The organism is uncultured Duncaniella sp. (assembly GCF_910577345.1).
Lineage (GTDB): Bacteria > Bacteroidota > Bacteroidia > Bacteroidales > Muribaculaceae > Duncaniella.
Genome location: NZ_CAJTMT010000044.1, coordinates 1 through 18,781 on the forward strand (window position 1 = coordinate 1; position 18,781 = coordinate 18,781).

An 18,781-nucleotide genomic window follows, 5' to 3' on the forward strand; every position below is an offset into this window, starting at 1 on the left:
GGCCTTCACCGGTTCGGCTACTGTTGTAGGTGCTGCTGAGATTGAGCAGTCGCAGGTGACAAATGCTCTCAATGCTCTTCAGGGTAAGGCTGCAGGTACTCAGATATTCAACCAGTCAGGTCAGCCCGGCAGCGGTCCCTCGTCAATCGTAATCCGTGGTATTTCTTCACTCAACGCAGGCAACGACCCTCTTATCGTGCTTGACGGTGTGCCCTACGGTGGTTCGATCAACAATATCAACACTGCTGACATCGAGTCAATGACCATCCTTAAGGATGCCGCTTCCAACGCACTCTACGGTGCCCGTGGTGCCAACGGTGTCATCCTTATCACTACTAAGAAAGCCAAGAACGGCTCGAACGCGACCGTGACCCTCGATGCAAAATGGGGTCAGAACTCTCGTGCTGTTCAGGATTACAACACAATCCAGGATCCCCGCCTCTATTACGAGACTTACTACACTTCGCTCTACAACTACTTTACGAACGAACGTGGCATGAGCGCCAATCAGGCCTGGCAGACTGCCAATGCCAACCTCATCAACAGCAGCGACTACGGTCTCGGCTATCAGTCATTCCGCTATCCTGCCAATGAATATTTCATCGGTCGTAACTGCAAGGTCAACCCTGCAGCCGTGCCGGGCAATACCGTCAGCTACAACGGTCAGGAATACTTCATCACTCCCGACAACTGGCTTGACGAAACATACCATCGCAGTCTCCGTCAGGAATACAATGTTTCTGTCTCCAACTCGACAGCTTCGACCAACTTCTATGCTTCAATCGGTTATCTGAAAAACGAAGGTATCATCGACAATACTGACTACGAGCGTTTCACCGGCCGTCTTTCTGCCGACACTCAGGTGAAATCATGGCTTAAGGTTGGTGCAAACATGGCATACGCTCATACAGACAACAATGCAATGAGCTCTGACGGTTCAGCATCTTCTGTCGTGAACCCCCTCGGTATCGCCACCACCATCGCTCCTATCTATCCTATGTATATCCGTAATGGCAACGGTGAAATCATGAAGAATGCCGACGGCATGACTCTCTATGACTACGGTCAGGGCATGAACGCAGGTCTCAGCCGTCCCGGTGGAGCTGCATTCGGCAGCAACGGTGTCTCTTCGGTCCGTTACGATACAAACAACACTGAGGGCAATTCAGTAAATGCCACCGGCTATGCTGAAGTCCGTTTCCTCCGCGATTTCAAGTTCACTACAAACAACACAGTGTTTGTCAATGAATATCGTGGCACTCTCGTCAGCAACCCCCTTACAGAGTCAAATATCAGCGAAGGTGGTAAGGTCACAAAGACACACCAGCGCTATATGAACTACACCTATCAGCAGCTCCTCAACTGGAACCGCAAATTCGGTCTCCACGATGTTGCCATCCTCTTAGGCCACGAAAACAGTTGGATCAAGACAACTTATCTTGGTGCTGTCAGAACAAATATGTTCTCACCCGGCAACCACGAGCTCAACGGTGCAGTCATCGACAATTCGATGGAATCATACACCACTTCATACGACAACGAAGGTTATTTCTTCCGCGCCCAGTATGACTACGACAGCAAGTATTTCGCTTCCGGTTCATTCCGTCGCGATGCTTCTTCACGCTTCCATCCCGATCACCGTTGGGGTAACTTCTGGTCACTCGGTGGTGCATGGATCATCTCGAAGGAAGAGTGGTTCCAGGCTCCTTGGGTAGACCTCCTGAAACTTAAGGCTTCTTACGGTGAACAGGGCAACGACAACATCGGTAACTACCGCTACACCAACAACTACACAGTTGTCAACGTGAACGGCCAGCCTTCACTCTCTGCAAGCTCAGTCAAGGGTAACCCCGACATCACTTGGGAAAAGAACGGAAACTTCAACGTTGGCGTTGAATTCGGATTCTTCAACAACCGTCTCAACGGTAGCTTCGAAGGATTCTACCGCAAGACATCCGACATGCTCTATCAGAAGCCTCTCGCCGCCTCTTCAGGTTACTCCAACCAGTGGGAAAACTTCGGCGACATGACCAACGGTGGTATCGAACTTGACCTCTCAGGCCGCGTAATCGAAACCCGTGATTTCACATGGGATCTCAACTTCAACCTCACCTGGTACAAGAATAAGGTGACACGCCTCCCCGAAACCAACAAGGGTAACTATGTCGAGGGCCACTATGGTACTGCTTCACGCGGTTTCTTCATTGCTGAAGGTCTGCCCCTCTATACCTACTACATGTACAAGTTCGCAGGTATCGATCAGGAAACCGGTGAGCCCCTCTTCTGGAAGAACGTCTACAAGACAGACGATGCAGGTAAAGTCGTGAATGATGCCGCCGGCAATCCCATCGTCGACTCACTTACCAAGGTCAAGTCAAACGAGGATCCCGACCAGTATCTCTGCGGTTCAGCAATTCCCAAGGCTTACGGCGGTTTCGGAACTTCATTCACATTCAAGGGCTTCGATCTCTCTCTTGACTTCACATACCAGATTGGCGGTAAAGTTATTGACTCCGACTATGGCGGCTACATGACAGCTCCTGTTTCAGGCCTGCGCGGAACCACCTACCACGCTGATATTCTCAACTCATGGACACCCGAGAATCCCTCATCGACAATTCCCCGTTTCCAGTTCGGTGATGATTTCATCTGCGGTTCGTCAAATATGTATCTTACCGATGCATCTTACCTCGCGCTTCAGAATGTCAACTTCGGCTACACTATCCCGAAATCACTCTGCCAGAAAGCTTTCCTCCAGAAAGTCCGCGTATATGTCAGCGGTGAAAACCTCTGGCTCTGGTCAAAGCGTCAGGGTCTCGATCCCCGTCAGTTCTCTCTCGGTGGCTTAAGTGTATCCGGTGGCAATACATACTATTCGGCCATCCGCACAGTATCCGGTGGCATAACAGTTACTTTCTAACCAAACTCTGCTATTCACAATGAAAAATATATTCAAAAAACTCGCGGTACTGGCTGTGGCCACCCCGATGCTTACGGGATGTATCGAGGAGACATTCCCGACAAACGGTGTCACCACCGAGCAGGTTGCCGATTCATCCAAATCACTTGAATCAATCGTGAAGGGTATGCCTGCCTACATGAAAAAATGGCATGTATGGTCGACAAATGCCTTTGACTTCGGCTATCCTTCAGTGTTCATCGCGCTCAACCTCATGACCAATGACATGATTCAGCCCTACAACGGCTATCAGCACTTCATGTATTGGCAGGAAGTGACCATCTCCATTGACCCCGGCTACCTTCTTTCGCAGATCAACTGGTATTACCTCAATTTCCAGGTAAAGGCTGCAAATGAGGTTATCGGTATGCTTCCCAATCCTGAATCTGACGAACAGATCAAATTTCTCGCAGAAGCATTGACCTACCGCTCGGCAACATATCTCGACATGGCCCGTATCTACGAGTTCCTCCCCAACGAGACTGTCAGCGCGATAAACTCTGCAGGCAATGATGTGACCGGTCTTACCGTCCCCTACGTTACTCCTGATATGACAAGCGATCAGCTCTCCAACAATCCCCGTCTTCCCCACGAGGAGATGATGAAGAATCTTGTCGCAGACCTCACTCGTGCCGAAGAGCTCTTCAAATCCACCTCATCTGCACGTGAGTCGAAGGTATTCCCTGACCTCGCTGTAGTCTACGGTCTTCTTGCCCGTGCCTATATGTGGGATGAGAACTATGCAAAAGCTGCTGAATATGCCCGCTTGGCTATCAACACAGGTTCACAGTACCGTCCCCTTACCGAGACAGAATGGCTCGACAAGGCAAACGGTTTCAACAATTCCTCATTTGATTCCTGGATGTGGGCCATCCAGTATGAAAGCAATGACGACCCTGTCACCACAGGTCAGTCTTCAAACTGGGCAAGCTTCATGTGCTCTGAAACCAATATCGGTTACAATGGTCAGTATGGCACAAACATGATGATCGACGCCGCTCTCTATTCATCAATTGATGACTCTGACTGGCGCAAGCTCTCATGGAAAGCTCCGGCAGGCAGCTTCCTCTCAGGTCAGGAGCCTTACATCTCTTCGGCCAAGGGTGCGACACTCATGGACTACACAAGTATCAAGTTCCGTCCGGGCAACGGTTCGGTTTCGGATCGCGCAACAGCTTTTGCAGTCGCTCTTCCCTTGATGCGTATCGAGGAAATGTATCTCATCGAAGCTGAGGCAACAGCCCATTCAAACCCGACTGAGGGCAAGAAACTTCTCGAAAACTTCATGAAGCAGTATCGTTATGACACATACGCTTGCCTTGCTACAGACAGCGAAGGTGTCGTTGACGAATGTTTCAAGCAGAAGCGTATCGAGTTCTGGGGTGAGAACATTATCTTCTTTGACTACAAGCGTCTCAACAAGGGTGTGACCCGCGCTTACGACGGTTCAAACTGGCCCGCTGCCGCCCAATACAATACTAATGGCCGTCCCGGATGGATGAACCTTCCCTTCGTTGACTATGAAGGAAACTTCAACAAGGGCGTGGAGGGTTACCTGAATCCTGCCGTCGGTGATAAATTCGATCCCGCGTAAATAATAAACTGATTACTACCAATGAAACTCAATAAATTATTTTCAATCTTAGGCCTGGCCTCAGCCATTGCGTTCACAGCGTGTACGGATGAGGTGGAGTATACTCCCGCCAAGGCCGTAAACACCCCCGGTGTTTACTTCCCGACTGACAACGAGATCAATTTCACAATCGATGATCAGGCCGGTGCCCAGACTATAAATATTTTCCGTCAGAACACAGAAGGTGAACTTGTCGTTTCCCTTCAGGCTTCAGGCGATACCGACAAGTTCTCTGTACCTGCAACGGTTACATTTGCCGGAGGTTCAGAAACCGCCACAATCGCAATCACTCCGCTTGTGGAGCAGATGGAAAACTTCACCACTTATACAATTGGTCTGACTGTGGATGATGAATTCACATCTCCCTATCTTCTCGCCACATGGGAAGGCACATTCACATTCGCTGTTGGTGAGGAATGGGCTACACTCGGCAATTGTGTATTTACCGATGATGCTGTCGGTCCTCTGTTCAACAATCCCTGTCTCTCATGGGATGTGGAAATTCAGGAACACGCACAGACTCCCGGTCTCTACCGTCTCGTGAACCCCTACGGATGTGAGACTTCTCCGTTCAAGAAATATTGTGTTCTTTCCGAGAACTATGTGGTTGTCAATGCAACCAACCCTGAAAAGGTTTATTTCGGTGAGAATCCCAATGAGAAAACGACAACCGGTGTCGATATGGGCTACGGTGTGATGACTCTCGGCCTTCAGGCTTATGGTACTTTGGCCAACGGTAAAATCACATGGCCTGTAAAGGGTCTTGCCATATTTGACAATGATGGTGGTTACTACGCAAACCAGAGCGGTGCATTCTGTATCGACCTTTCAGGACTCAAATAAAAACAGAGTTTTTTAAACTAATGCTACACCCACACTATATCTTTTGTAGTGTGGGTGTTTTGTTTGTTTAAAGTACCTGATTTCTTGATTCGTATCTAATAACAGAATCCGGGTACACAAATTCAAAAAACGACATAAATGACAGTTTATCATTTTTTTCAGCATCTAATGAGAGTTGCTGATTATGGAAAATCTGTCATTTATGTCGTTTTTGAATTTATGTACCAACTGTTTCCGTACCCGATGGAGTTCATCGGGCATACGCGCTGCAGCGCGTCCCTACAAATGCCGGTTCGATAGTCGTTGTTGGCAACAGTGGTGATGGGAGGAATGTCATTCTTTCCCGACGAGGCGGAAAGTGTGGCCGTCGTAATGGAAGTCGAGGAGGTTCATGGTGTGGAGGCGGATGACCATGTCTTCTGCCGTCGCACGGGAAACACGGGCTGCAAGCATGAAATCCTCGAAAGCCGTCGGTCCCTCCTCCATCATAGCAATCAACCGCTGTTCAGCTTCGGAAAGCGAGAGGATGCAACCTTCCGAACCGGCCGATGCGATCCATGCGCGCACCATAAGGTCGGGAGCTGCGATATTCTCATCCTTCACGCGGTAATAGGCACGGCGCGAACCGTCAGCTTCAAGAACCACGACCGGGCGCTCTGTGGCGCGGTCGATCTCGATGCGAAGGACAATCCGGTCGCCCTCGGTGCGGAAAGCGGTGACGCGTATCTGCTGCGCAGGACGGCAATACATCTCGGCAGCCTGTTCGATCACATAGATGTCCTCCTCGTTGCGCACACCTGCAATCACGCCATTGTCCTTCACCCCGACGAGCAGACGGCCACCGTCGTTGTTGGCGAAAGCCGAGATGCTGCGGGCAATCTTGCGCGCGTCGGAGATGGCAAATTTGAAGTCCTGATGCTCATGCTCACCCTCTTCGATGAGTGAGGCGATGTAGAATTTACCCTTTATTCCTTTCAGATCCTTCATCACTGCGGATAGACGAGGTTTTCAGGCTTGATGTCGGTGAGCACTTCGTCGAGATATGTGCGTGCGGCCTCGCGCGCGGCTTGGAGGTCCATGAACGACCAGTTGCCGCAATCCTTGGGACTTGCGCCGGGGACCTCGCCCTCGAAATCAGCGACAAAACTCATGGTATCGCGCAGAAGACCGACCACTTCACGGCTGTCGAGTTCGCCCTGCACAATCATATAGTTGCCGGTGCAGCAACCCATCGGTCCCCAGTAGACGATGCGGTCTTTCCATTCGGGATTATTGCGGAGATATGTGGCTGCAAGATGCTCGAGAGCGTGGAGTGCTTCGGGCGAGAGTGCAGCCTGTCGGTTGGGTTCAGTCATGCGCACATCAAAGGTGGTGATGACATCGCCTGAGGGAGTGGCATCACGACGCGAAACATACACTCCCCGCAGGAGGCGGTTGTGGTCTATGGTAAAGCTGGGTATTTTTTTCATTTTATTGCATATATAGTGGTATCCATCTCATTGTAGGGACGCGCTGTAGCGCGTATGCCAAGTGAAAGTATGAGAGGTACATAAATTCAGAATTGACATAAATGACTGATTATTATTTACAGCGAATAATGTTATTCAATAATTGTAAGAAGACAGTCATTTATGTCATTTTTGAATTTATGTAACTTTATTTCTATTTCATGTGAAAATTTTCATCGGGCATACGCGCTACAGCGCGTCCCTACAATTCAATTTATAGAATTATATTATTCAATTGATAGAATTAAGTATTTCCTTCACAATTGCGAATGACTTCTGCGGCGCTTCCTGCCAGAAGTCCTCATACTGGCGCGAATTGTCGTGGGAACACCACGGTGAGTCGCTGATGACGCGCATACACATGAAAGGAACTCCGCGCAGATTGCACACCTGGGCGATGGCTGCCGACTCCATGTCGATAGCCATGACGTCGGGGAAATGTCCACGGATTGTGTCAACCTCATTTTTGGAGGATATGAAGAGCTCACCTGATGCAATCAGACCGACCTTAACACCATCCGTCTCCTTGATGGCCGGGAGTTTGGCTGGGAAGAAGCGTGGAGAACCGGGGACATGTCCCCACTCTTCGCCGATACACCAGAAATCATGGTGCACGAGGCGGTCGGCTATCACCATGTCCATGACAGCAACTTCATCGCCCGCACCGGCGGCAACGCCTGTGTTGATGACGAGGTCGGGAGCGAATGCGTCGATGAGGCTGACCGCACCGACGGCAGCATTGACCTTGCCGATGCCGCATTGCATGACAGCGACTTCATTTTCGCCGATGAATCCACGATGATATGTGATGGAACCGCTGCTGACGGTCGTCGCATCAGAGAGGAGGGGAAGTATCAGGGCCTGCTCTTTCTGCATGGCCACAATTATGCCTATTTTCATTTTATGGATATACTGAAATTAAGGATATATTAGAATTTTACAAGATGATTACAGTCGGTTGTATAGCGGCATGTGTTATATGCCGGTTTCCGCAGCAACTTCCCTCTTTGCCTTGGCCGGAACAGCGAAGGCCGACAATTCCCACAGCACATACAGAGGCAGGAAGACCACCATAAGGGTGAAGGGGTCACCGCTCGGAGTGATGACGGCTGCAGCGACAAGGAGCGCTACGATGGCGTGACGGCGGTAGAGATTGAAGAAGTCGCGCGTAAGCAGTCCGGTCTTGCCTATCATCCATGTCACCAAAGGCAATTCAAACACTATGCCCATGACGAGAATCAGCATGAGGAAATTGTCCATATAGGAATCAAGCGAAATCTGATTGGGAATCAGTGCGCTCAGCTGATAGTCGGCAAGAAAACGGAGGGTGAGAGGGAAGACGAGGAAGTAGCCCGTCGCAACACCGAGAAAGAACATCAGATTGCCCGCAAGGAACGCCGTCCGCATCCCGCGCTTCTCATTCTCATAAAGTCCGGGAGCGATGAAACCCCAGAGGAGGTAGATGCACACAGGGAAACCGAGAACTATCGCAAGCCAGAACGACGTGGAAATATGGATGAAAAACTGCGAGGCAAGCCGGATGTTGATGAGGTGAACGTCAAATCCCTTCGTCGCCGCCTCCGGGAGCATCGAGCCGGGGAGTTTGCCAAGCCACTGATAGAGGATGAAGTCGGCACGGCAGGGAGCGAGAATCACCGAATCGAAGATATGGGGCATGGCGGCGAAGAGCACACCTGTGAGCACGACAAGCACTCCCGCGATCCGGAGCATGACTCCGCGCAGGGCCTCGGCATGGTCCCAGAAACCCATCTCGGTGCTCACTTTGCGTCGCTGCCTTGGGTTTGGTTCTGATTGCCGGCGGTCGATGAGTCGGCTTTCTTATCTACGGGTTCATTGATTTGCGATGTGGCTTCGTTCATCCCCTGTTTGAACATGCTGATGCCTTTGCCCATGCTGCGGGCAAGTTCGGGGATGCGCTTCGCACCGAAAAGCAGTATGACTACGGCAAAGATTATTACTAATTCGCCTGTGCCGAGGTTGAGGAAACAAGGTATCATGTTTTGGGTTTTGAGTTGTGAGTTTTGAGTTTTTAGTTGTGAGTTGCGGGTTTTGAGTTTTGGGTTGGAGAAATATTCTGACTTGAAAGCCACTGATAGTTACGCTGTCATCTGACAACTAACAGCTCACAACTCAAAACTAAAAACTGACAACTCAAATGCAAAGTTAGTGATTTTTTTGCTGATGGCAGGAGCAAAGATGGAGAGGCTTGATGGCGTGGATGTTAAAAATGGTTTTTGAACCTTAAAATCTTGGCGGAAAAGCGTAACTTTGCACTCCGGATGTCGCATCACGGCGTGAGCCAGCCGATTCGGCATCGTATTTTATGCAAAATAAGTAACTAACAACGATACTACGCAAAGAATTTTTATGAAAGCATTCGTATTCCCCGGTCAGGGAGCCCAGTTCGTAGGAATGGGCAAAGACCTCTACGACAACAATGAGGTTGCAAAGGAAATGTTTGAGAAAGCAAATGAAATCCTTGGATTCCGCATCACCGACCTCATGTTTGCAGGCACCGACGAAGACCTCCGTCAGACCAAGGTCACTCAGCCTGCCATTTTCCTTCACTCAGTAATCCTCGCCAAGACAATGGGCGACGAATTTAATCCCGCAATGGTTGCAGGTCACTCTCTCGGTGAATTTTCAGCTCTCGTAGCAGCCGGCGCACTCAGCTTCGAGGATGGTCTCCGTCTCGTCTCTGCCCGCGCTCAGGCAATGCAGAAGGCTTGCGAGCTCAAGCCCTCGACAATGGCCGCTGTCATCGCTCTCCCCGACGAGAAGGTTGAGGAAATCTGCGCTGAAATCCCCGGTGTTGTTGTCTGCGCCAACTACAACTGCCCCGGTCAGCTCGTCATCTCAGGCGAGGAAGAGGCTATCGACGCTGCTTGCGTGAAGCTCAAGGAAGCCGGTGCGAAGCGCGCCATGCGTCTCAAAGTCGGTGGTGCATTCCACTCACCCTGCATGGAGCCTGCCCGCGCTGAACTCGCAGAGGCTATCGAAAAGACTGAAGTCCACACTCCCGTTGTCCCCGTTTACCAGAACGTGGATGCCAAGCCTCACACCGATCCCGCAGAAATCAAGGCTAATCTCGTGGCACAGCTCACCGCTCCCGTGCGTTGGACTCAGAGCGTGCAGAACATGATTGCCGACGGTGCGGATGAGTTCATCGAACTCGGCCCGGGCAAAGTGCTCCAGGGTCTTGTCAACAAGATCAACAAGGAAGTAGCCACCTCCGGCCGCCAGTAAGGAAGAGGATATGCGAAAAGCTAAATAGGGCTGATTGGGATTGATAGGGCTGATAAGCCTAATAGATAATTAAGCCCAATAGGGCTAATAGGGCAAATAAGCCTAATAAATAAGTCAAATAAGCCTAATAGGTAATAAGCCCAATAGCCTAATAAGCCAAATAGGTCCAATAGGTCCAATAAGCCAAATAAGTAGGGCTGACAGGATTGAGAGTTCCTAAACTCCTAATCCTGTCAGCCCTACCGGCTTTTCTATCAGACTTATTTGGCCTATTAGCCTTATTAGACTTATTGCTATTAGCCTTATTAGGCTTATTTGACTTATTAGCCTTATTCAATTTGCCTATTTGGCTTATTTCCATCCTCCTCCCCCCTCCATTCACCCCTCAAATCTGAACCTGAGCTGCCCGACAGGTGTTATCTTAATGAAAAACGCATAAACTATTTATATTATGATAACGCCACGACGCTTCACCCCATATCAGACGACGGTCATCACTGCCGCTCGTCCGCGCAGGGAAAATGTCTTGAAGTTTAAGCCTCTCACACTCTCCGATATTCCCACGCTTCGCCCCTATCTGTCACAGGCGTGTTGCCGCACTTGCGACTTCACCGTCGGGGGAACTTTCATGTGGACAGACTATTTCGACTACACATACTGTATCTTCAACGACACACTTTTCATCAAGGGTGTCACCGAGGATGATGTCACCCGTCCTGCCTTCTCCATTCCGGTAGGTAAAATGCCTCTGGAGGAATCAGTCAAGATTCTGCGTGAGCATTGCCGCCGTGAGGGATGCGAACTCATCTTCTCGGCTGTCCCCGAAGTTTTCGTCGCACCTCTCAAGGCACTCGGCGCAACAAAGGTCGAGAAGCTCGACGACTGGAGTGACTATCTCTACGACGCGCAAGCCCTCGCCACTCTCGGCGGAAAGAAACTCAACAAGAAGCGCAACCATGTCAACCGCTTCGAGGCCGAGCATCCAGGCTACCGTTTCGAACCGCTGACCCCTGAACTGCTTCCCGCCGTCAAGGATTTTTTCAATGCCACCCATCTTCCCCTTTCCAAACCGGCGCTTGCCGACATCGAGCGCGAACAGGTGATGCACGTCCTCGACAATCTTGACCTCTATGCCTTCGAAGGGGCGGTGCTATCCACTCAGGAGGATGGAATCGTTGCCTTCACTCTCGGCGAGGTTAAAGGTGACACCCTCTATACCCACATCGAAAAGATGAACCATGAGGTGACAGGCGCAGGCGAGACCGTCAACAAGCTTTTCGCCGTCATGATGACCGCCCGTCATCCTGAAATCATCTACATCAACCGCGAGGAGGATACCGGCGACCCCGGTCTCCGCCACGCAAAGGAATCATACCATCCCGCCGAGCTCCTCGACAAATACAACGTCAGTTTCGGGTAAAATCCGATATAGGGCACATAAAGACATACGGTCAGAAGAGACAAAAGTTTAAATTAGCAGTAAATTCTGATTTACATCGCTGAAAAAACTTTTGTCTCTTCTGACCGTATGTCTTTATGTGCCATTACACACTCCCCAACTCCCGTATTTCGTAATTTATGCGTTTTTATTCCCGATTAACTCTGCGAAATGCGTAACTTTGCGGAACAATACAGCGTCAATCGGAAAAAACATGATCAATTATTATCATCATTCGGAGCCGTTCCGTCTCGAACTCGGCGGACAGCTCGAAGAGCTGCGCATAGCTTATCACACTTACGGTACACTTAACGCCGACAAATCCAACGTTGTCTGGGTTTGTCATGCCCTCACAGCCAACAGCGACGTAAAGGACTGGTGGCCCCACACTGTCGAGGAGGGTAAATTCCTCGACCCGACTGAGAATTTCATCATCTGTGCCAACATTCTCGGCTCTCCCTACGGCACTACCGCCCCTCTCCACACCAATCCCGCTACGAGCGAACCTTACTACAAGGAATTTCCCCTCTACACAATCCGCGACATTGTCAACGCCCACCGCGTCCTTGCCGATGCCCTTGGAATCGGACGGGTCTCCACCCTTGTCGGATGTTCGGTCGGAGGTTTTCAGGCTGTCGAATGGGCCGTCATGGAGCCGGAGCGCTTCGACCGCCTTGTCCTTATGGCCACAGATGCGGTCGCAACCCCCTGGACCATCGCCATCGACGAGACAATGCGCATGTGCATCGAGGCCGACCCGACTTTCGGTAATCCCGACCCGCAGGCCGGACGCAAGGGCCTTGCCGCAGCGCGAGCCATCGGTCTGCTGAGCTATCGTGGCTACTATGGCTACAACCTCACCCAGCGCGACACCGAGGAACTTCCCGAAGTCCACCGTGCCTGCAGTTATCAGCAATATCAGGGCGAGAAACTCTGCCGCCGTTTCGACGCGTATTCCTACTATGCCATCCTCAACGCCTTCGACACCCACGACGTAGGGCGCGGACGTGGTGGACTTGAAACCGCACTCAAACGCATCAAGGCCCGCACTCTCGTGGTCGGACTGGAGACTGACATCGTCTTCCCTCCGCGTGAGATGCAGGAACTCTGCTCGAAAATCCCCGGAGCCGTCTACGGTGAAATCCACTCGCCGTTCGGCCACGACGGTTTCCTCGTGGAGTACAATCAGCTCAACAATCTCCTCCTCCCCTTCATGAAACAGTGATACTGTTCTTGTTGCCGGCATGGTACCATGGAATGTGGTACAGAAATTCAAAAATCGCACAAATTACAGGTATTGTCCCGCTTAAAATCCGCGTGACGTATGCCATTTGTGTAATTTTTGAATTTTTCTGCCTCCGCCGGTCACCGTTATGACATGCTCTCTGCCTCTCACCTGCAATTAATTCAAACATAATATTCATGACAAAGTCTACAAAAGGTTACATTCTCGGTGCGATTGCGGCCGTCAGCTACGGAACCAATCCGCTCTTTGCCGTCCCGCTCTATGAAGCAGGGATGGATGTCTCGTCTGTGCTTTTCTACCGCTACATCTTTGCAGCGCTCATCCTCGGATGCATCATGCTGCTGCGTGGCGAAAGTATGCGGCTCGCCCGACGCGACATACCTTTGATGGCTTTGCTCGGCATATTCTTCGCACTTTCATCGGTGCTCCTCTTCGAGGCATACAATTACATGGACGTTGGCCTCGCCTCTACGCTGCTCTTCGTCGAGCCGGTGTTCATAGCCCTTATCCTTTGGATTTTCTTCCGTGAACGCATATCGCTGTGGACCATCATCTCCATCGCCATCTGTCTTGCCGGTGTGGTCTTCCTGTGCAATCCCGGTCCGGGTGCCCATGTCACCGCACTCGGTGTGACCCTCGTGATACTCTCGTCGCTGGCCTACGCTCTCTACATGGTCATCATCAACAAAAGCCGCATCGGCAAACTCCACGGCTCGACCATCACCTTCTATTCGCTCCTATTCGGAATGATAGTCTTTGCCGCGCGCACTCAATTTTTCACCCAAGTGCAACCCGTCCCCTCAGGCCTTATCCCCTGGGCCTGCATCGTCGGCATATCCATCGTCCCGACCATCGTATCGCTGATGACTGTTGCCATCTCCATCCGCTACATCGGATCCGTTGCCGTCTCGATTCTCGGTGCGCTCGAACCCATCACCGGGGTGATGTTCGGAGTGCTGCTTTTCGGCGAAATCCTCACCGTCCGCGCCTCAATCGGCATCGTCCTAATCATCTGCGCCGTCATGACCCTCGTCCTGACCAAGAAAAAGACCGACTGACCCCAAAAAGACCATCTCCCAAAAGTCCGACTGACCGGTAAACCAAGCTGCCATCCCATTCCTATCATATAACAAATTTGTTATATTGCTATAAGCTAATGCGGAACGCATTATAGGGACTTATGTTGTAGGGACGCGATGCAGCGCGTATGCCCGATGAAAATATGCAGCCTTGAAAATAATGGAAGGATACATAAGGAGTAGGGGTACATAAATTCAGAAATAACATAAATGACAGATTTCCCTTTATTCAGCATCCAACGTGATCCGCTGATTATAGAAATCTGTCATTTATGTTATTTCTGAATTTATGTACCTCTTTTTTATGCATCTTTTTTATGCATCTTTTTTATGCATCTCTTTTATGATGTCAGGTTTTCTGCCGGATTCATTTTTTCATCCGGCATACGCGCTGCAGCGCGTCCCTACAATGGGCCAATCCAACTAAAGGTATATAATGACAAGCACCCGGCCGAATGAATCGGTCGGGTGCTGATTTTGAACTGAAACCGGCTTATTACTTAGCTGGGTTCTGTACGGTAATTTCAGGATTGTTCTGGATTTCAGCATCGGGGATCTGATAGATCATCTTTGCATCATGTCCGGAGTAGCGAACTGCACCTACATATTCAAGTTCTGAAATCGGTGCGTCTGTGCTGAGGCTACGGTCGATAGATTCGTTACGACGTTTGATGTCGAAGAAACGGCTACCTTCCTCAAACATATCGATTCGCTTATTGACACAAATCTCTTTGTAGAGAGCCTCGCCTGTTGAAGTACAGATGTAACCGGGAACGCGAGTTGCCATGATTGTTGTGAGTGCCTCCTGTGCCTTGGTGGTATTTCCTGCGAGATAATATGCTTCGGCAGCGACATAATACATTTCAGCTGTACGCATGTAGATGACATCAGAAGTGAAGGGACCTTCAGCACCCATTGAAGTCAGATACTTGTCGCGGAACTTGTTTGAAAGGTAGGGAAGCCAACCATTGCCTTCTTCGTATGAGAAGTCAACGCCGAGAAGGTTGTAGTCGTCAACATATCCGAACCACTGCTTACGCACGTCATTGTCGGCAATCTGATTGTAGAGTTCTGAAGCAATCAGCTTGCGGTAACCTACCTGACCACCGTAACCGGGCATGTAGGTGTCCATGTGAGAGAAGAACGATGCGTAGTAGCATGTGTTCTCGGTGTCAACCTTGTAGCCCCAGAGGACTTCAGGCATGTCGAGTGAGTTAAAACCGCTGATCATATCGGCTTCGGAGTTGAATGAACCACCCTTTACGGCGATTTCAGCCCATTCGGCAGCACCTTCATAGTCACCTGTGAACATAAGTACATTCGCGTAGATGAATGCAGCCGCATATTCAGAGATACTACCTTTGTCGGCAACCTTCTCGCCTTTAAGGTAATCATATCCTGTCTGGATGTCTGAGATGATGTGGGCATAAACATCTTTTACAGGAACACGTTCAGGACGATATTCGCTCTCAGTCTTGATAGGAACACCGGGAGCATCGGGATTGACGCTATAGGGCTGCTGCCAGAGGTTGATGAGGTAATAGTAGTTCAGCGCACGCAATGCGTATGCCTGACCGAGCATTTTCTTTGCATCGCCCTCGGGTGTTGATCCGTCCTCGGGCTTGAGGAACTCGATGACAGTGTTGCAGTCATTGATGACCTGATAAAGCTCACGCCATGTAGCTGTCGTACGGCGGTAGTTGGCCAGACGGTTGTCGAGCTGATAGTCGAACGAGAACCACTGGGTGTTGCGCGGAAGAGTGACATCGTCAGTCATCATGTCCATCGCGATGCGTAGACCCTGAATGCCATAGATGTCATGGCTTGTGCGCCACTCGCCACCGTTATAGAAGTTCATGTAGGCACCGGTGAGGTATGATTGAACGAGCGAGGGATCCTTCTGCATTGTAGCGTTCACATCCTCTGCGTCAATCAGGCCCTCGGGCTTGGTGTCAAGGAAATCATCGGAACAAGATGAAGCAAATACGAGTGCTCCAAGCGCGATTCCCTTTAATGCTATATTGTGAAATTTCATGTATGTTAATCTTTAGAATGTTAATGAAAGACCAAATGATAGAGTGCGGATGGTGGAGTAGTTGGCAGCGGATTCGCCGGAGATGTACTGGCGGGGATCCATACCTTTACGCTTCGACCAAAGAGCCACATTGTCGGCATTCATGTAGATGCGTGCACGTTCGATATTTGCCTTTGACAGCCACTTGCTCGGGAATGAATAACCGAGTGTGATGTTACGCAGATTGAAGAAGTCAGCACCGATGAGGAACTTGTCAGAGAATGTGTTGGCATTCTGGTCACCGTCAAGTACAGGCACGTTTGTATTGGTGTTTTCGGGAGTCCATGCATTGAGGATGTCCTTGTGCCAGTTCTGACCTGCGTTGCTTGAACCCATGAGGTTGGCATACATACCATCGTAGATGTCACCGCCGATCTGATAGTTCATTGCAACAGAGAAGTCAATACCCTTCCAGGTGAAGTTGGTTGTGATGCCGCCGATGAAGTCGGGGATTGCAGTGCCGATATAGTATTTGGTAGCGGCGCTGTAGTCAGAGACTGCTTCACGACCGGTAATATTGCCATCCTCATCCTTCACGTCAGCCCACCATGTTGAGTGACCTGTCTCGTCAAGACCTGCAAACTTGTAGTAGTAGAAATCCCACACGCTTCTGCCTTCGCGGATGTTGTAGTAACCACCGTGGGTGATACCGTCCTTACGCTTGTCGGCAGGGATGTCGGTAACTTTATTGACATAGTGTGTGCCGGTGAATGTCCAGTTCCAAGTGAAGTCCTTAGGCATGGGGATGTTTACACCGAGGGTGAATTCAATACCCTTGTTGTTCATTGTGAGGGCATTTTCTGAAATGTAGCTTACACCTGACGACGGAGACTGAGGTACGTTGTAAAGCATATCTTCCGTACGCTTGTTGAAGTACTCGAAGTCAACATTGAGGAGGTTGTTGAGGAGCTGGGCGGTGAAACCGACATTGAAATTGTAGGAAGTTTCCCAAGTGATGTTGGGATTACCCTGATAGTAGCGTGAGAGCGAGTAGCTGCCACCGGCATTGGTGAGCTGATACTGGGTGAGCGCGGGATAGTAGTTGCTTGATGAAGTGTTGGGATAGTAGATGTCATCATTACCTACGCTACCGTAGCTTGCACGGATCGACATGTTGTCAAGCCAAGTGAGGTCCTGCATGAAGTTCTCCTTGCTGATACGCCAAGAACCGCCTACTGACCAGAACGTACCCCAACGGTGACCCTTTGCGAAACGTGAGGAACCGTCGCTACGGAGAGATGCCGAGAGATAGTACTTGTCGTCGAAATCATAGTTGAGACGGCCGAGCCAAGATTCGATGGTGTACTCATCAGTAGATGACGATAGGTCATCCATGGTGATTGCGTTGTCAAACTCAGGAATTGTAGGCTCGAAGAAGTGAGACTTTGCACCATAGAGGTAGTTGAGGTTCATCTTGTAGGTCTCGTGACCTGCGAGGATGTCGAAATGATGCTTTTCACCGAAGTTCTTTTCGTATGAGAGAAGTTCGTTGATGGTGTAGGTTTCGTTGCGCTGACGGGTCTTGTAAGCACGTCCGTCAACCTGCTGTGCATCACCGAAATCAGGAGTCATGAACTGGTCGCGTGAAGTGTTTGTCACGTCATAACCGAGGTTTGCACGGAACTGAAGACCATCGATAATCTTGAGTGTGAGACCAAAACGGCTGCTGATATTGTCGCGGATATAACGGTTCTGGTTAGCATCATCGGATGCAACAACGTTCTGATTTGAGAAGTAGGGACGAACGCCATACTGGCCGTCACCGAAGTCATAGATAGCCTTGCCGTTCTCACCGTAGATGCGGTTGCCCTGACGGTCGTATGCAAACACCGGATAGATGGGGCCCATCTGCTGGATGAATGCGAATGTATTCGAATAGTTCGAAAGGCTTGAAATCTGAAGAGCGTTCTGCTCACCGCGTGAGTAGGCGATGTTACCGCTTACGTTAATCCAACGGTTCACGTCATAGTCACCGCTTGCACGGAATGAAAGACGGCTGTAGTCAGAGTTCTTGATGATACCCTCATCCTCAAGGTAGCCCATTGAGAGGAAGTGGTTGCTCTTCTCGTTGCCACCGGAAACAGTGACGTTGTATTCCTGGCGGAGACCATTCTTGATAGCCTCGTCGGTCCAGTTGTCGTTCCAGAGAAGACGGGCATTGGTGAGATTGCCGTTAACATCGACAACAGCATCGTTGGCGCAATCGTAAGGATTGTAACCTACACGGTCGATAAGTTTGGCTGTAGCGTTCTCAGCACTTGTCTGATTCTTAAGAAGATTCCAGTTGGTAAGCATGTACATGCCGGCATCAGTCATAATGTCATAGTTGCTGATACCGCGAGAGTTGGAACCGATGCGGGCATCTACAGTGACGCGCGATCTCTGTTCCTTACCCTTCTTGGTCGTGATCACAATCACACCGTTGGCTGCACGGGAACCGTAGAGAGCTGTAGAAGCAGCATCCTTAAGCACTGACATTGATTCAATGTCGTTAGGGTTGATTGAAGCAAGGTCACCGTCAAAAGGCATACCGTCAACAACATAGAGAGGTGCGGCGCTTGAATTGATAGAACCGATACCACGGATGCGGACAGTACCGCTTGTACCGGGCTGACCGGACTGCAAAGCCACCTGTACACCGGGAGCGGCTCCTTCAAGAGCTTTCGATACATTGGAAACCTGAAGTTTCTCAATGGTAGCACCCGAGATAGTCGAGGCGGCACCCGTGAATGAA

14 protein-coding genes are annotated in these 18,781 nt (G+C 50.3%); 7 read left to right on the forward strand and 7 right to left on the reverse strand.

Features of this window, described 5'->3' with window-relative positions; translation table 11 throughout:
- The 3 genes from QZ310_RS12835 to QZ310_RS12845 form a co-directional block, all read left to right on the forward strand.
- On the forward strand, positions 1 to 2,920 hold a 2,920-nt coding region (locus QZ310_RS12835; RefSeq protein WP_297073492.1), incomplete at its 5' end, for a SusC/RagA family TonB-linked outer membrane protein.
- Between the two features lie 19 nt (positions 2,921 to 2,939).
- Positions 2,940 to 4,553 (forward strand): RagB/SusD family nutrient uptake outer membrane protein, encoded by a 1,614-nt coding sequence (locus tag QZ310_RS12840; protein ID WP_297073494.1) that lies wholly within the window; start codon positions 2,940 to 2,942, stop codon positions 4,551 to 4,553.
- Between the two features lie 21 nt (positions 4,554 to 4,574).
- Positions 4,575 to 5,435, forward strand: a complete 861-nt coding sequence (locus QZ310_RS12845) for a hypothetical protein (protein WP_297073497.1) — start codon at positions 4,575 to 4,577, stop codon at positions 5,433 to 5,435.
- Between the two features lie 333 nt (positions 5,436 to 5,768).
- Here QZ310_RS12845 and QZ310_RS12850 read toward each other — a convergent pair whose 3' ends face one another.
- From QZ310_RS12850 to QZ310_RS12870, 5 genes are all read right to left on the reverse strand, one after another.
- Complete coding sequence (locus tag QZ310_RS12850; RefSeq protein ID WP_297073522.1) at positions 5,769 to 6,422, reverse strand: helix-turn-helix domain-containing protein; 654 nt, start codon at positions 6,420 to 6,422, stop codon at positions 5,769 to 5,771.
- The gene (locus QZ310_RS12855; RefSeq protein ID WP_297073499.1) at positions 6,422 to 6,904 is read right to left on the reverse strand and encodes an S-ribosylhomocysteine lyase; all 483 of its coding nucleotides are present in this window, start codon (positions 6,902 to 6,904) and stop codon (positions 6,422 to 6,424) included. Before QZ310_RS12855 ends, QZ310_RS12850 begins: the two co-directional genes overlap by 1 nt.
- A 270-nt stretch (positions 6,905 to 7,174) precedes the next feature.
- The gene (locus QZ310_RS12860) at positions 7,175 to 7,843 is read right to left on the reverse strand and encodes a 5'-methylthioadenosine/adenosylhomocysteine nucleosidase (protein ID WP_297073501.1); all 669 of its coding nucleotides are present in this window, start codon (positions 7,841 to 7,843) and stop codon (positions 7,175 to 7,177) included.
- Positions 7,844 to 7,918: 75 nt separating this feature from the next.
- Positions 7,919 to 8,725, reverse strand: a complete 807-nt coding sequence (tatC, locus tag QZ310_RS12865; protein WP_297073503.1) for a twin-arginine translocase subunit TatC — start codon at positions 8,723 to 8,725, stop codon at positions 7,919 to 7,921.
- Positions 8,722 to 8,961 (reverse strand): twin-arginine translocase TatA/TatE family subunit, encoded by a 240-nt coding sequence (locus QZ310_RS12870; RefSeq protein WP_297073505.1) that lies wholly within the window; start codon positions 8,959 to 8,961, stop codon positions 8,722 to 8,724. Before QZ310_RS12870 ends, tatC begins: the two co-directional genes overlap by 4 nt.
- Positions 8,962 to 9,331: 370 nt before the next feature.
- Between QZ310_RS12870 and fabD the strand changes: the two genes are divergently transcribed.
- From fabD to QZ310_RS12890, 4 genes are all read left to right on the forward strand, one after another.
- Positions 9,332 to 10,210 carry an ACP S-malonyltransferase gene (gene fabD, locus QZ310_RS12875; protein WP_297073507.1) on the forward strand — a complete coding sequence of 293 codons (879 nt, stop codon included), beginning with the start codon at positions 9,332 to 9,334 and terminating at the stop codon, positions 10,208 to 10,210.
- 451 nt (positions 10,211 to 10,661) lie between these two features.
- Entirely contained in the window at positions 10,662 to 11,630 is a 969-nt protein-coding gene (locus tag QZ310_RS12880; RefSeq protein ID WP_297073510.1) for a phosphatidylglycerol lysyltransferase domain-containing protein, read from the forward strand.
- Positions 11,631 to 11,862: 232 nt separating this feature from the next.
- Positions 11,863 to 12,873, forward strand: coding sequence for a homoserine O-acetyltransferase (gene metX / locus QZ310_RS12885; RefSeq protein ID WP_297073512.1), 1,011 nt, complete (start codon positions 11,863 to 11,865; stop codon positions 12,871 to 12,873).
- A gap of 197 nt (positions 12,874 to 13,070) precedes the next feature.
- Positions 13,071 to 13,952 (forward strand): EamA family transporter, encoded by an 882-nt coding sequence (locus tag QZ310_RS12890; RefSeq protein ID WP_297073515.1) that lies wholly within the window; start codon positions 13,071 to 13,073, stop codon positions 13,950 to 13,952.
- 517 nt (positions 13,953 to 14,469) lie between these two features.
- On the opposite strand, the gene QZ310_RS12895 is transcribed toward QZ310_RS12890, so the two are convergent.
- Positions 14,470 to 16,008, reverse strand: coding sequence for a RagB/SusD family nutrient uptake outer membrane protein (locus QZ310_RS12895; RefSeq protein ID WP_297073518.1), 1,539 nt, complete (start codon positions 16,006 to 16,008; stop codon positions 14,470 to 14,472).
- Between the two features lie 12 nt (positions 16,009 to 16,020).
- The coding region (locus QZ310_RS12900) for a SusC/RagA family TonB-linked outer membrane protein (protein ID WP_297073520.1) at positions 16,021 to 18,781 on the reverse strand (2,761 nt) is incomplete at its 5' end.

What these genes read in the sequence shown, in the direction of transcription:
- QZ310_RS12840 (WP_297073494.1), top strand. Translation starts at nt 2,940, where the DNA reads ATGAAAAATATATTCAAAAAACTCGCGGTACTGGCTGTGGCCACCCCG.
- QZ310_RS12860 (WP_297073501.1), bottom strand. Translation starts at nt 7,843, where the DNA reads ATGAAAATAGGCATAATTGTGGCCATGCAGAAAGAGCAGGCCCTGATA.
- QZ310_RS12880 (WP_297073510.1), top strand. Translation starts at nt 10,662, where the DNA reads ATGATAACGCCACGACGCTTCACCCCATATCAGACGACGGTCATCACT.
- QZ310_RS12895 (WP_297073518.1), bottom strand. Translation starts at nt 16,008, where the DNA reads ATGAAATTTCACAATATAGCATTAAAGGGAATCGCGCTTGGAGCACTC.
- QZ310_RS12850 (WP_297073522.1), bottom strand. Translation starts at nt 6,422, where the DNA reads ATGAAGGATCTGAAAGGAATAAAGGGTAAATTCTACATCGCCTCACTC.
- QZ310_RS12855 (WP_297073499.1), bottom strand. Translation starts at nt 6,904, where the DNA reads ATGAAAAAAATACCCAGCTTTACCATAGACCACAACCGCCTCCTGCGG.
- fabD (WP_297073507.1), top strand. Translation starts at nt 9,332, where the DNA reads ATGAAAGCATTCGTATTCCCCGGTCAGGGAGCCCAGTTCGTAGGAATG.
- QZ310_RS12845 (WP_297073497.1), top strand. Translation starts at nt 4,575, where the DNA reads ATGAAACTCAATAAATTATTTTCAATCTTAGGCCTGGCCTCAGCCATT.
- QZ310_RS12890 (WP_297073515.1), top strand. Translation starts at nt 13,071, where the DNA reads ATGACAAAGTCTACAAAAGGTTACATTCTCGGTGCGATTGCGGCCGTC.
- metX (WP_297073512.1), top strand. Translation starts at nt 11,863, where the DNA reads ATGATCAATTATTATCATCATTCGGAGCCGTTCCGTCTCGAACTCGGC.
- QZ310_RS12870 (WP_297073505.1), bottom strand. Translation starts at nt 8,961, where the DNA reads ATGATACCTTGTTTCCTCAACCTCGGCACAGGCGAATTAGTAATAATC.